The sequence below is a fragment of the Gelidibacter sp. genome (assembly GCF_039916245.1).
Classification (GTDB): domain Bacteria; phylum Bacteroidota; class Bacteroidia; order Flavobacteriales; family Flavobacteriaceae; genus Gelidibacter.
Window position 1 is genome coordinate 24,297 of the sequence record NZ_JBDSLS010000162.1, and the last position, 14,471, is coordinate 38,767.

A 14,471-nucleotide genomic window follows, 5' to 3' on the forward strand; every position below is an offset into this window, starting at 1 on the left:
TAAGCGATTTAACGCCTTTCTATAAGTAAGACTCTTGACGATAGATTTACCCTACGGATTTTTGTAATAATTTTCATCTTCACACCTTAAACACTGTAAAACAACACTTTAAGTAATAAGTTTTTTTACCTTATTTTTGCCTATCTTAAAAACGAAACGTCGTATGAGTAGTCCCAAACATAAACTCTGTGAAGAAGTCCATTTTAATTCTTTTTATTTAGAACACCTCCAATCGGCTAGCAATTTTGCCTATTACAAGGGTGGAGATCGTGATGCTTCATTAGATTATGTACAAGATGCTTTTCAAAAAATTTGGGAGAATTGCTCTAAAATAGATCCAGCTAAGGCCAAGACCTATTTATTTACGACCATTAATAATCTTTTTTTAAATCTCGTGCGACATCAAAAGGTGGTGATGGCTTATGCCAAAGCTTCACCTTACAGAGATCAAACAAATTTAAACCCAGAATATTTAATGGAAGAAGAAGAGTTCAAAGAAAAATTACGCCTAGCCATTGAAGATTTAAGTCCTGAGCAACGTGAAGTATTTTTGTTGAATAGAATAGAAGATAAAAAATACAGAGAAATAGCTGAACTACTCGATATATCACAAAAAACTGTCGAAAAACGCATGTCTGCTGCCCTAAAAATCATAAGAGAAAAAATAGATCAGGTAAACTTCTAAGTTTTTAAGTAGGGTAATTATAAATTAAAGTGTCTTATAAGTGAAAAGCATTTAAAATGGATAAAGAAAACGACATATTAAAATGGTTTGAAGGAGAGTTATCCTTTCAAGAGTTACAGAACAAATATCCTGGTGAGGATTTTTCAACTTTAGAAAAAGCGGCCTTTTATTCAAAGCAAATCCAGGTGCCTACATTAGATGCCCAAAAAGCATTGGATACATTTAAGGCTAGAAACCTCAAAAAGGAAACTCCTAAAGTAATTCCATTAAACTTTAAAAATTTCTTAAGAATTGCGGCTGTTTTAGTGGTCCTGTTATCAAGTTCCTATTTTTTGTTTTTCAATACGACCTCTTCTTTTTCCACTGCAATTGCACAAACTGAAACTTTAACATTACCCGATAATTCTGAGGTTATTTTAAATGCAAAATCCAAAATATCCTTTAACAAAAAGGAGTGGAAAAAAACACGTAATTTAAATTTAGAGGGGGAGGCGTTTTTTAAGGTAACCAAAGGAAATAAATTTACCGTAAATACAGAGGAAGGTACTATTGAAGTGTTAGGTACTCAGTTTAACGTCAAACAACGTCCAGATTATTTTGAAGTACATTGTTACGAAGGCTCAGTTAGGGTCAGTACACAATCAAAAGACGTCATTTTGACTCCAGGAAAATCCATAAGAGTGATCCGTGGACAAGTTGGGATTATAGAGAATTTCAATCTTAAAAACCCATCTTGGTTGGCCCGTGAGTCTAGTTTTGACAAAGTGCCCTTATGGCAAGTTATTAAAGAACTGGAAGTGCAATATGACATCTCTATCAACGCATCAAGCGTGGATAACACACAACTATTTTCAGGTACCTTTACTCATTCAGATAAAAACATTGCCTTACAATCTGTAACAATTCCTTTAAAATTAAGTTTTAAAATTGATGGCAAAAAAGTGGAATTTTACAACCATGGGTCCAACTAAAAATCGTGTTATTTTATTCCTCTTTTGTGGCTTTTTGTCATTTGGAGTGCAAGCACAGGAACAACTACCGTTAGTGCAATTACTAGAAATACTTGAAAATAAGTTTGATGTTAAATTCTCATATTCAGTAAATGATATTCAAAATGTGAGGGTCGCCAAACCACATCCCTCAGCCCCATTATCTGAAATCATAAAAGAGTTAAACGAAAAAACCTTATTAAATTTTAAGTTTTTAGATGAGCGGTATATCACCGTTTCAACGCTAGACAAAACGATCTCCATTTGCGGATTTGTAGTTGCCGAAAATGACAATCAACCCTTGTTCGGAGCTACCTTATCCCTTCTAAACGCCTCCAAAGGCACCATTACAGATGCCCAAGGTAAATTTCGAATGGATGACCTTCCCATTAATGCAATGCTATCCGTTTCTTATTTAGGGTTTACGCCTCAAGTTTTTAGCGCAAAAGATTTAAGATCGACTGGAAATGACTGCATCACCATAGTCATGGAAGAACAGAATCAAGCGCTTAATCAAATTTTGATTTCTAAATTTTTAACTACCGGTTTACAAAAGTCAATTGATGGGAGCACCATTTTAAATGCAGAAAAATTCGGCATTCTTCCAGGACTTACTGAGCCAGATATTCTACAGTCCATTCAAGCATTACCTGGGGTGGAAAGTATCAATGAGAGCATCGCAAACATCAATGTACGTGGCTGTACCAATGATCAAAACTTGATTCTTTGGGACGATATTAAAATGTACCATTCTGGCCATTTTTTCGGACTCATCTCTGCTTACAATCCCTATTTGACCAATAAAGTGGTGGTTACCAAAAATGGTACCTCAAGTGAGTTTAGTGATGGTGTTTCCAGCACCATCAACATGTCTACCAAAAACGATATCAATTCTGAATTTTCGGGTGGTTTTGGTGCGAATTCAATTCATGCAGATGCGTTTGTAGAGGTTCCAATAAGTAAAAAATTAGCTTTCCATGTTTCTGGCCGACGTTCTTTTACAGATGTCTTCAACTCTCCTACCTATGACAATTATTATGAACGTAGTTTCCAGGATAGTGAAATCTCTGCCAATAGCGGCAAGGTTGGTGAGAACAACCAAAAATCAGATTTCTATTTTTATGATTATACAGCAAAACTACTTTTTGACCTCAACGAAAACCATAAGTTCAGAGCCAATCTAATTGGTATCAGCAATCATTTGGAATATATAGAAGACTACCAAGCTAATTCTGGACAAAGCACCTCTAAAACCAGCTTTTTAAATCAAGAAAACATTGGGCTTGGAGCCAGTTGGGATGCCATTTGGAATCGTAAATTCAGCTCAAATGTATCGACATTTTATTCACAATATAATGTAGATGCCATTGATTATAAAATAGAAACCGATCAACATCTTACCCAAGACAATGAGGTATTGGAAACAGGGTTAAAGTTTAAGACCAAGTATAAATTTTCTAAAAACATAAATTTCTTAAATGGTTATCAGTTTAGCGAAATAGGCGTTTTAAATGGAACTACGGTAAATGCACCATCCTATGTATCCATTCAGAAAGATGTACTGTTAAACCATGCACTTTTTAGCGAGGTGGAGTATAAAAACAAAACCACTTACCTGCGTTTGGGGGTCAGAGGTAATTACTTTCAAAAATTCAACAAATTTATTATTGAACCTCGGTTAAATTTTAGACAGAAATTAATCGATCAATTAGCATTGAAACTGCAGGGCGAATTTAAAAACCAATCCGTTAATCAGAACATTGACTTTGAATATAATTTTTTGGGGATAGAAAAAAGAAGGTGGATTTTAGCGGATAATTCGACAATTCCTATTTCAGAAAGTAAACAGGGATCCTTTGGTTTTGAGTATCATAAAAATAATTGGTTGGTAGATATTGAAGGCTTCTATAAGCAGGTTGATGGTATTACCACTTCCAATCAGGGCTTCTATAATAATTTTCAATTTATCAATGCTACCGGAGGTTACACTGCTAAAGGCGTAGAGTTTTTAATCAATAAAACTGGCATCAATTATAGCACTTGGTTGAGTTATACTTACAGTACAAATACCTATAATTTTGAGAATTTTTCCCCCTCAGAATTTCCACATAATGTAGACGTACGGCATTCATTCTCGACGGCATTCAATTTAAATATCTTAGACAATCTTGAAGTCTCACTTGGCGGCATCTGGCGAACGGGAAGTCCGTACACAAAGCCCCTTCAAGGAAAGGAAACCGTAAGGGATGGAAATAATTATAGAGTAAACTATGATTCGCCCAACAAGGAGAATCTTGATGATTTTATGAGGTTGGATGTTTCTTTAAATTATGATTTTAAATTTTCAAAAGGCATACAAGGCATGGTCAGGGCTGGCGTTTTAAACGTAACAAACCAAGAAAATACGATTAACAGATATTTCAAAGTAAATCCTGAAAATTCAAACACGACTCTTAAAACCGATCATAAATCACTGGGATTAACCCCCAATCTCAGTTTAAGAATTAAATTTTAAAGTCTGCTGAAGCTTATGAACTTGCATCATTCTGTTCTGTTGAGAATTTCAAAGTATATTTAAGATCAATCTCTTAGTTTGTTTAGTTGCTTTTATTCTGTAAAATCTGTCCATGCCATTCAAAATAGCAAATGAATCAAAAATAGACCTGTTAGTAACCAAAGAGCCTGTTATAAATAAAATGGGATTTCATTCCCAAATTCCCTTTGTGATCATCCCACGTATTGAACGATAGCGTTTACTCCAAATAATCTTCCAAGATTAAAATATCGTTGTATAACAGTCAAAAAAAAATGGTGTACCTTTTCTGTACACCATTTTTAGATTTAAATTTTATAGGATTGCAAACGCTCTTATAAATTATTCAAATTTGCTCAGCCAACGCTGTACATACTCATCATTTCTTGCATACCACTGCGTACTCATGGCATAGATAAATCCGTTGCGCTCAAATTCATATTCCCAAGTATATCGAACAACTCCTTTTGCGTCTTTCAAGACTTCTGCTTTTTCAGCTGGCGTAAAATGCGCTGGCACTCTTAAAAAAAGAGGATAACTGACATCAAACGTTGATTTTGAATGATCCTTTTTACATAATTTATCTAAATCAGAATCGGATAATCCTTTGGCCACAGTCGAGATTTTCTCTTGAATCTCATTGGTGGTATATAATCTATTACTCATAATTTTTTGTGATTTTAATATCGCGCAAGATAAACCTATTTCAGTCAGGTAAAACGCCTGATCTTTTAATTTGTTTGGTTTGTTATTGTCGATTGATTTTAATTGATTTCAGAGCATTGTAATTCTCGGTGGCAATTGCTTCGGCATCCTTTATCATATCCTTACCTATGGAGGAGGTCAGGAAAAACCCAACGGTCGATGAAATCGCCATGCCCACAAAGGGGAAATATTTTGAAGCCGATTTTACCGCAATCCCTGCTCCTGCTTTTTTCAGAAGTAGAATAACGGCTTCTTTTCCCAAATATTTTGTGCCAAACTGAACGGCTTTGGCGGCCAATACTTTGGCATTCTTTTTATCGATGAGTGCAGAAATAAAATCCTGCTGTGCCTCACCTAAACAGTAAATATCACGGACATGAAATCCCATTCGCGTTAAAAGCGAAATATCGACGCCAATATCCAATCCTGGAATAGGATTGATACCATTAACTGCCGATAAGCCCGCATGAATCCCTACTATCTTATTTGCGAGTTCTTTTTTTTTTGCTAAGATTTTTTGGCTGGTAATATTGATATCTGCGACGAAGCGCTGTTGTTTTATCTTTCCTAAGCTCGAATAGATATCGTCCAAAAGCTGGCTTAAATCGTATTCTTGCGGATAATCGGCCGAGGTTAAATAAATACCGTTCAGGCGATAGCCTTTAAGATTGTCTTTTAGATTATTCAGAATGGTCGTATAAGTTTCTTCTTCGGATATATTCCTTCTTAATGCTCTATCAATTGAAAAATCGATTTTAGTTCGAACCGCAAAAACGGGCATTTTGATTTTCAGAAGTTCATCAATTAAATACAAGTCATCCTCGTAAAACCGATCGGAGGTTACTAAAATGACACAATCAAAATTACTGATCTGAAATTCCTCCAAATACCGTTCCTTCGGAAAATTGATGGTCGAACATCCTGGCAAATCATAAAAGTTCAAACCTCTATGGGCAATGGGTTTGCCGACTTCCATCGTGGTTTCCACTTCGCCAACTTCAGCAATATGCTCTCCCACAATGGCATTGATGAGCGAGGATTTTCCTACGCCACTTCTACCAATAATACCACATTTTATTTTTGCCGTTTCAAACTTATCAAGATCAGCTTTAAGTTTTTTCTCGAGATTTGAAATTTCTTCGTTTTTACTCATTTTTCGAATGGTATTTATAACGGTCTTGCTTAAGATTTATATAGACTGCAAATTTACTACAAACTATTCGGATGGGAATTGCATACGGCAATCGTTTTAATATGACGAATTTAAGATCTCATCAATCGCAGTCAATTCTGCTTTTGAAAAACTTAAATTCTCAATCGACTTGACGTTATCCAGGATTTGTTCTGGTCTACTCACACCCACTAATACCGAAGTGATGCGATCGTCTTTTAAAAGCCACGCGATAGCCATTTGCGCCAAACTTTGTCCTCTGTTAGTCGCCATAACGTTCAATTGCTTAACGGTCTCCAGTTTTTCTTTCGTAAGATGTTCTACTTTGAGATAGCGTTTATCTTTTAAGGCGCGTGAATCTTCTGGAATTCCCTTAAGGTATTTATCCGATAATATCCCTTGCTCCAAAGGCGAAAAGGCTATGGCGCCTAAACCTTGTGTTTCAAGTTCATTTAATAAGCCATCTTCCGGATTGCGATCCATCATATTATAACGCGGTTGATGAATTAATAATTTGGTGCCCATTTTCGCCAAAATCTCGCTAGCCTGACGCGTCATTTCTGGCGAATATCTAGAAACACCAACATAAAGTGCTTTGCCTTGTTGCACCATTTGATGCAAGGCGCCCATGGTTTCTTCCAACGGCGTATCCGGATCTGGGCGATGGTGGTAAAATATATCCACATACTCCAGTCCCATTCTTTTTAAACTTTGATCAAGACTTGAAATCAAATACTTTTTGGAGCCGAAATTCCCGTAAGGACCATCCCACATATCCCAACCTGCTTTACTCGAAATCAGGAGTTCATCGCGATACGATTGAAAATCCTTTTTTAAAATTCGCCCAAAAGTTTCCTCGGCAGCGCCGTAAGGAGGTCCGTAATTATTCGCCAAATCAAAATGTGTGATGCCACAATCAAAAGAAGTTCGTATGATTTGCCGTGCGTTGGTAAAATCATCGGCGTGTCCGAAATTATGCCATAAGCCAAGCGAAATGGCAGGTAATAAGATGCCACTTTTTCCACAACGACGGTATAACATATCGTTATAGCGATTGGGATTGGCCTCGTAATTCTTGATGGATTGTTGATTGTTACTCATTACTGATGTGGTATTTTTTGAAAATGTTCTTTTTTATGAATCTCAAATTTAATGAAAACTGCGCGCTTTAGCTCCAAAAAGTTTGGACACGAATTTCACTAATTTTCACAAATCATTCATTTGCTAAAAAACAGGGTCTAAAGTATTTACTAAGGATTCACGAATGTAAAAGACTTTTAGTCTGATTTAAAAAAACGGAATTTTTATTAATTAGTAGTTTAATCTTGATATATTCTAAAAGAATGATGTTCGCCTAGCGATCTTTTAGAAAATAGAAATCTCGACCCTAACCATTTAACTGAAAAAACTCAAGTCCTAATTCAAGGATGTGGAATGGGTTCTACCAGTAATATATTTCCTTTTTTATCAAGATAACTGACGGTCATGGCCATCAAATCACTGATCCATTTTTCAACGCTAGCATCTGCAGCTTGTTGACAAAATGTCGGATAATCGGTTTGGCCCCGAATAAAGTTCCATTTTGCAATTCAGCGAGCCAGACGCAAAACCTTTTATTACTATGACGCTTGTCTTTTTTGACAACACCAATTTTTCAACTGATTTACAAATTTTATTGAAATTGCCGTCTCGAAAACATTTTGTTTGTCCCGTTCATAAAAGTCAAGATTGTCGAAAATCATTTACAAATTGATATTCGATTTCCTCTTCCAGAAGCTCTGATGTTTTAATAAAACATATCTGTTCAATAGCTCTCCAACGCCGTTATTAAATCCACGATAATATCCTAATGCCCCAGAGCTAACAATAAATTATGAGTTACCACTTGTATAAACACAGTAAAAATAAAAAGTATGGATTTACTTTTCGGAGTTATTGAAACACTGCTGAAAAGATAGGGACTGTGGGATAAACTTTCAAGCCCTTATTTCGTTTATATATTTGTAGGGCTTTCTTTTTTTACAATTCTTTATCTAATTTATTCGGATTTTGTCTGGTATCAAAAATCGTAATCACGTTAATTCTTTCGGAATTATAGCGATAATATAAGGTCGTTTGTTTCGTAATTACACATTTCCTTAATCCCTTTGTCTTTTTAGATTCAGGGAATATTTCAGGCTGGTTTTTAATTAAGTCTATTGATGAATCTAATTTTTCAACAAATTCTTTTTTAACTGTAACAGACCAGTTCCGTATGAGATAATCAAAAAGTTTTTCTAATTTCTTTTCGGCAGTTTTTGAAATAACAACTTTTCTGCTCAATTATCTGTGTTTTCGCATAAAAGATTCATAATCTATTATTTCTCCGTTTTCTATTTCTGCAGAAGCTTTTTCAATTTCTTTGCGTTGTTGCGGAGATAAGTCCTCCCAAAAGTCAGAAACTTTTTCTTTTTTGAAAATATTTCTAATGGATTCGATTATTTTTGGATTTTCTGTATCCAAAAGCATTTTAACCAATTTTATTTTTTCATCTTGAATATTCATAACATTTTATTTATACTCAAAAATAACAATTTGAGCTCGAAATAACTGAACTTCAGTTCCTTTTTATCTAATTTTTAATAAATTAAACCTGATGCACTTGCATATTTTATCCAAGATTAATTTCATAAATCATGAAACCCATTCCTTATGGTATTTTTTCAGCATTGTCTGTGTATAATACAAATCCTATATTTTCATTTGGTCCGATCACATGCAAGGGTGTGCTAGATAATTCTCCTTCATATACCAGAACAAGGTCCGTTGCGTATTTATTTTTGATGATTTTATTGGCGAAATCAATTTCATAGCCTGTGTTAGACGATTTGCACTCTAACGATATCGAGCTATCAAAAAATAGAGACACACTCTTAATAGCCGTATTTAAGCCCCGAATAATTAGCTTGCCGTTTTTTGGATAATCGATGAAGTGAAATTATATTTTCTCAGGTTTCGTGGTCATCACGCCCCCATTCTTGGGCCTGGATAGCCATCGCTTTTGTGCCATAAATATAGGCGCTATTTTTTTTCAGCCATGCGCCCAAACCTTTAAGAACTTTTGTTTGAAACGGAATCTCTGGTATTATTGCACCTTTTTACCGGCAATTATTTTTTCAGCCGTTATATTCCCGGCGTAAACGGCACCTTCCATATATCCTGGATATTCTGAAGCAGATTCAGAACTTGAAATCAATAATTTCCCCTCAAAAAAGGAGTGCCTAAAAATTGGATTGCCATTATTTTGATGTGGATAAAGCTCGTTATGAGAGTATTCAAAAGTGTTTATTTCTCTGCTCCAGACACATTCTTTATAGTCTATAAAATCACCGGCTTGTTCTCCAAAAACAGATGTTAATTGACGAAGCACACTTGTGCGTCTTTTTTCATCATTAAGATTTTGAAAGGAAGCATTTATAAAGCCACAGAGTGCGTATTTAGATCTTTCCTGATTACAATGATCGTAAAGTTCAGTGATCGGTCCTGCATTGCTGAATAATGCTCCAGACTGATGCTTTGGTAACCAAAACGGTTGTGCATAGGTTACTGCTATTTTAATGGAATCCTCCATCCACGTGTGCGTTTGTGTCGCCATCTGCATCAAATCGTTTGGCAAGTGAGGCTCAAAAAGGATTCTTTTGGACCATAGCTTTGGAGGTATTGCTAAAATAATTTTGTCGCCCGCAAAAACATCTTTTGCAATGACTTGAACAGAATTTTCGTGGAATTTAATCTCCGTTACCGTTTGGTCAAACAAGACATCATCAGGATCTAATTTCTCATACAAGGCATTAATAAGATGGGAGGAGCCACCAGAAATTCTGTAGCTAGGATCTTGCTTTGGAATTTGTATGGATTGTGCGGGCGCGTTCGCAGAAGGCTGATAGAATACGGAGCCTTCAATAAATTGTTCGAAGTAATTTATCCCTAATTCCTCCAACAAAGCGATAAGCTGTGTATGCTGATTTTGAAACCAGGTCGCGCCCATTTCAACAGGTGTATTTTCTTCACCAAACACGGTATGTATTCTTCCACCAATACGAGATCTCGCCTCTAAAATCTTAAAGGGAATACCTTCGTTTTTCAAACGGTACGCCGTTAAAAGCCCTGATAGGCCTGCTCCTATTATTATGATCATGTTGTAAAATTAATGAAGTTAAAATCAATTTTTATCCACTAGGGTCTTAATTATTAAAAGCCATAAAAACCATGCGCATTATACTCTTGATTAAGGTAGTTTGATACACAAAAACAGAAAAGCGAGGTGAAACCTCGCTTTAACAACTTTCTATGTTTAATCACAAAACCTATCAAGATGGAATTTGGAATTTTATTATTGAAATTTTACTCCACGCTACTCTTCCACCGTTTTTAAATTATCGTCCGAGTTACGGTCTATCAACTTATTATAAGGATCAATCCCAGCTTTTAAAGGTTTTTTATCCGTTATGATGGTAAAGGTATTGTCGCCAGGTTTTAACCATTTCAGTTTAAAATACAACGGGTTTTTAATGGCGACGACGTCTTTTACAACATCTTCGCCAAACAAACCAACATCAACTAAGTTGTCCTTATCATCCACCTTCTCCTCTCTTCCTTTATTATCATAGTAGATTTTATTGCTATTCACGGTAAACGTGGTTTCCCATTTGCCATTAGCCAAGGCTTTTGTTTTGGCATTCATCACTCTATTTTCATACAATACAATCTCTTTAAAACCGTCGTCCACCTTATATTTTAAGGAATCGGGCGTTACGGCATAAATGGCTTCATACAAATCTTCGGAGGTTGGATAAAAGCCTTTGTGATTATATTTAAAGGCTTCCAAAAAGTTTTTCAAGCCTTTATTGACCACTTCCTCGCCCATCACATCTTGCAAATCATACATAATCATCGAGCCCTTTTCGTACCAAATATGCTGACCGGTCTCCACATCCATTAAGTTGCGTTCTGGTTTAAAATCGAATTTTCGACTACTTAAATACTTGTCCAAGGAGTTTTTTAAGAAGGATTTGATGCCGTTTTCGCCATATTCCTGCTTCATGGTCATTAACGACGCATATTCTGCCAAAGTTTCTGATATGATATTAGCGCCAGACGTATTACTCGGTGTGACAATATGTCCCCACCATTGGTGCGCCACTTCATGAGACGTTACTCTAAACGCATAATTGTAATTGTCTGCTTTTGAGAAATCGGCCACAAATCCAAAATCTTCAGAATATGGAATCGTCGTCGCAAAAGATTGTGCAAACGTAGCATACGCTGGGAATTCAATCACGCGAAGTACCGAATGTGGATATTCCAGAAAGTTTTTGGAATTGTAGTCCAAAGCAATTTTCACACCTTTGATAAAATATTCCAAATTCCTGGTATGCTTTGGAGAATGGTAAATTTCGATGGCTACTTTTTTCCCACTTGGCGCTGTCCAAACATCCTTTTCTACATCATACGCTGCAGATACAAAACTGAAAAAATAATCGGTTTTCTCTGCTAGTTTATATTGAAAATAACTGCGGTCATTGGCTTCCCATTGTTTGATCAGTGTTCCTGGCGCAATCGCTGTTTGTCCTTTCGACGTACTTAAAACTGCTTCAAAATTCAAATAATCGCCATCTTCATTGAACAAGTTTTTCTTTAAAGCAATACTATCCGTCCGTGGTGGATAAAGATAATCCAGTTTTTCCAGACCGTACTTTTTACGGACGCCGTTGTCCACCAAGGTGCGTTTATAATGAAAGGAAGGGAAAATGGCATCTCTAAAAAACGTCCCATTGGTCAAGATATCGGTTTCAGCATCTGATGAAAATCCATGGGTTTTGGCTTCGGTTTCAATTACTAATGATGCCGTTTCTTCTGGTTGCAAAGGGTTTGGGAATTTGTAGATAAACAGTCGAAACTCTTCATCGCTTAAAAAAGGTTTTATTTCCGTCCCATTATAGAGCACTTTAGTGATTTTCGTGTCCGCAATCGGAAATCCAATGTTCAGCAAAAGCGTATCAATTGGCACTTCAAAATTATTGATGACCTTAAATTCGCCTTTCGCCACGACACCTCTATCTTCAGGAAAAATATCGATGAATGCTTTTAAATCGATGATTTGAACATGGGGTTTGTCAATATATTTTCCATATTTTTTTTCAGCCTCAGCATTGAGTTTCTCGCTATAAGTACCATTTTCCAATTGGTTCAGGACTTTTAAATTGTAGTAGCTATAGCCACCTACCGAAACAAATGCCAAGATTAAAAACAGCATTAAAGCGAGCGTTTTTCCACTGAAACGTTGTTTCGCAATATGCAAGCGTTCTTTACCAGAAGCCACAAAACCACGATTCCAAAAAACGATACCTATAGTGGCCAAAATACAGGTGAGTAAAATCCAGTAGAGATTCAACCAAAATTGTCCATATAAATAATGTCCAAAACCATTTAAATCACTTAAAAATCCGCCAGGAGTTCCGCCAAAGATCACTAACGGATTGGAGGTTTTAAACACGAGCACTGAAAGAATCGGCAACCCGATATAAATGATAATGACGATAAAATGACCTAAGAATTTATTGTTGACCAAAACATGAATGAAAAATGCCAGGAGCACCGTGGTGAGGAATGCAGGGAAAACCGACGTGAAATTATAGATCAAATACACGCCTAATTCATAATTGAAATAACCATTAAAAGACTGGTACAACATCCCAACAACCACATTGAGGAAGGTCAATACAATGGCAACCCCAACAAGCGAAATAATTTTTGACAAGTACAAGGTGCTATTGCTGACCGGCAAGGCGTCGTAAAACTCAAAAGTTTTATTCTGTCGTGTTCTGTGTACCGCCTCCCCTGCATAAATCACTAAAATGATGATGGAAAATAACATGAGACCGCCCGAAATTGTAGTGACCATATAGCGAGTTATGGGCAGAGATGGCGTTCCGTAAATTTGATTGGATTGATAAGTGGCAAATCCTGCGACCAAAATTCCTAATACGATCAAAATGCCGAAAACACTTTCTTTGACGATCGATAAAAATTCAATCTTACTTAACGACCAAAGGTTGTCTCGTTGTGCTTTGGCATTAAACTGCTGAACAATATTCGGAACAAAACTAGAAGGCACATACGCGTCTTTGGACTCTTTGGCTGATTTCTTAGCAGATGACGTCAAAAACCCTTTATAAGAAAATTTAAATAAGGTAAAGATGAAAATTACAAACCCAATGCCTAACCACATTAATCTGTTGAGTGCAAACTTTCCAGACAATGCCAATTGCGTATAATTCAACTCGTCAATCGTCCAGTACTTGGTGATAAAAGCGTGGGCTTTCCCTCCAAATGGATCGACGTAAATACTTAACCATTGAGTATCTAAATTAGATAACAATTGCCCTGAAGCGGTCGTCAAAATCAGAATGACAATCCCGCCTAAATACAAGATGGACATGCGTTTGAAAAAAGTCATCAAGCAAAAGAACAAGCTGCCAATAAAAAACGCATTGAAAGTCAATAAATATAAAAACGGTAAGAAATACGATAAAAAACTGAAAGACGTATAGATTCCGTAATCAGGTCGCTCCAAAAAAGCGCCCATACTAAAACCAATCATTGCACCGATAACCGCCGCAATATTCATAACCGTAACTATCGTAAAGCTGCCAAAAAAGCGTCCCAAAATGTAATTCTTTTCAGAAATAGGAAAGGAAAAATAGGTTTGGGCCGTTTTATGTTCGTCATCCCGATACACGGCAACGCCCATAATAGCCGCATAAAAAAACAAACCTAAAACACTCATCCCACCCAAAACACCGGCAATGGCGTTGGGACTGTTGGTATATTGAGCAGTCACTGAATCTTCAAAAACACTCAATAACAGCGGAATAATGAACATCAAAAAAATGTAGATATAGGTCGCTGGTCGCCTTAAACGGTATTGAAGTTCAAATAAGAAAATTTCGATCATGATTATACAGTTTGAGGTTGGTTAATACTGTAGAAGTAAAAATCCTCCAGATTATTATTCACGATTTCAAATCCCTCCCCAGGATGCACCTCACTAAATACATTGACGTTCATATGACCACTTCGCAAATAGGTCGAAAGCACGATATATTCCGCATGGTAGTGTTCAATTTCGTTCTTTTCGATACGTTTACGAAAGACTTTTCCATTGAGCGAATTTGATAAATCTTGCGGATTTCCTTGCACCACAACGCCACCATCATTGAATACCGCCATATTGGTACATAAATTCACGACATCATCCACAATATGCGTGGATAAAATAACCACCGCATCTTCGCCCAATTCACTCAACAAATTATGAAAACGATTACGCTCTAGCGGATCTAAACC

10 protein-coding genes and 1 pseudogene are annotated in these 14,471 nt (G+C 36.3%); 3 read left to right on the forward strand and 8 right to left on the reverse strand.

The genetic code is table 11. The annotated features are described in order from the left end of the window. The first annotated feature begins 163 nt into the window (after positions 1–163). From ABIQ28_RS08750 to ABIQ28_RS08760, 3 genes are read left to right on the forward strand one after another with little or no spacing between them, the layout of a single operon-like run. Entirely contained in the window at positions 164–685 is a 522-nt protein-coding gene (locus ABIQ28_RS08750; protein ID WP_348036507.1) for a sigma-70 family RNA polymerase sigma factor, read from the forward strand. Between the two features lie 56 nt (positions 686–741). Next, entirely contained in the window at positions 742–1,656 is a 915-nt protein-coding gene (locus ABIQ28_RS08755) for a FecR family protein (protein ID WP_348036508.1), read from the forward strand. Beyond that, complete coding sequence (locus ABIQ28_RS08760; protein WP_348036509.1) at positions 1,616–4,189, forward strand: carboxypeptidase-like regulatory domain-containing protein; 2,574 nt, start codon at positions 1,616–1,618, stop codon at positions 4,187–4,189. The genes ABIQ28_RS08755 and ABIQ28_RS08760 overlap by 41 nt, the downstream gene beginning before the upstream one ends. 360 nt (positions 4,190–4,549) lie before the next feature. Here ABIQ28_RS08760 and ABIQ28_RS08765 read toward each other — a convergent pair whose 3' ends face one another. The 8 genes and pseudogenes from ABIQ28_RS08765 to ABIQ28_RS08800 all read right to left on the reverse strand — a co-directional run. Next, positions 4,550–4,873 carry a hypothetical protein gene (locus ABIQ28_RS08765; RefSeq protein WP_348036510.1) on the reverse strand — a complete coding sequence of 108 codons (324 nt, stop codon included), beginning with the start codon at positions 4,871–4,873 and terminating at the stop codon, positions 4,550–4,552. A gap of 82 nt (positions 4,874–4,955) precedes the next feature. Then, a complete protein-coding gene (locus ABIQ28_RS08770; protein ID WP_348036517.1) occupies positions 4,956–6,101 on the reverse strand; it encodes a GTPase in 1,146 nt (381 codons plus the stop codon). Positions 6,102–6,161: 60 nt separating this feature from the next. After that, positions 6,162–7,184: an L-glyceraldehyde 3-phosphate reductase gene (mgrA, locus tag ABIQ28_RS08775; RefSeq protein WP_348036511.1), complete on the reverse strand. Its 1,023-nt coding sequence runs from the start codon at positions 7,182–7,184 to the stop codon at positions 6,162–6,164. 918 nt (positions 7,185–8,102) lie between these two features. Further along, on the reverse strand, positions 8,103–8,405 hold the full coding sequence (locus ABIQ28_RS08780; RefSeq protein ID WP_348036512.1) for a type II toxin-antitoxin system RelE/ParE family toxin: 303 nt from the start codon (positions 8,403–8,405) through the stop codon (positions 8,103–8,105). Beyond that, positions 8,406–8,627 (reverse strand): hypothetical protein, encoded by a 222-nt coding sequence (locus ABIQ28_RS08785; protein WP_348036513.1) that lies wholly within the window; start codon positions 8,625–8,627, stop codon positions 8,406–8,408. It lies immediately after the preceding gene. Positions 8,628–9,207: 580 nt separating this feature from the next. Continuing rightward, positions 9,208–10,260, reverse strand: a complete 1,053-nt coding sequence (locus tag ABIQ28_RS08790; RefSeq protein ID WP_348036514.1) for an NAD(P)/FAD-dependent oxidoreductase — start codon at positions 10,258–10,260, stop codon at positions 9,208–9,210. A 216-nt stretch (positions 10,261–10,476) separates the two neighbouring features. Further along, complete coding sequence (locus ABIQ28_RS08795) at positions 10,477–14,079, reverse strand: M1 family aminopeptidase (protein ID WP_348036515.1); 3,603 nt, start codon at positions 14,077–14,079, stop codon at positions 10,477–10,479. A gap of 2 nt (positions 14,080–14,081) precedes the next feature. Further along, positions 14,082–14,471, reverse strand: a pseudogene (locus ABIQ28_RS08800) (ABC transporter ATP-binding protein); the annotation flags it as partial.

Excerpts from the sequence above, each read along its gene's own strand:
- ABIQ28_RS08750 (WP_348036507.1), top strand. The coding sequence starts at position 164 with ATGAGTAGTCCCAAACATAAACTCTGTGAAGAAGTCCATTTTAATTCT.
- ABIQ28_RS08755 (WP_348036508.1), top strand. The coding sequence starts at position 742 with ATGGATAAAGAAAACGACATATTAAAATGGTTTGAAGGAGAGTTATCC.
- mgrA (WP_348036511.1), bottom strand. The coding sequence starts at position 7,184 with ATGAGTAACAATCAACAATCCATCAAGAATTACGAGGCCAATCCCAAT.
- ABIQ28_RS08795 (WP_348036515.1), bottom strand. The coding sequence starts at position 14,079 with ATGATCGAAATTTTCTTATTTGAACTTCAATACCGTTTAAGGCGACCA.
- ABIQ28_RS08790 (WP_348036514.1), bottom strand. The coding sequence starts at position 10,260 with ATGATCATAATAATAGGAGCAGGCCTATCAGGGCTTTTAACGGCGTAC.
- ABIQ28_RS08765 (WP_348036510.1), bottom strand. The coding sequence starts at position 4,873 with ATGAGTAATAGATTATATACCACCAATGAGATTCAAGAGAAAATCTCG.
- ABIQ28_RS08785 (WP_348036513.1), bottom strand. The coding sequence starts at position 8,627 with ATGAATATTCAAGATGAAAAAATAAAATTGGTTAAAATGCTTTTGGAT.
- ABIQ28_RS08760 (WP_348036509.1), top strand. The coding sequence starts at position 1,616 with ATGGCAAAAAAGTGGAATTTTACAACCATGGGTCCAACTAAAAATCGT.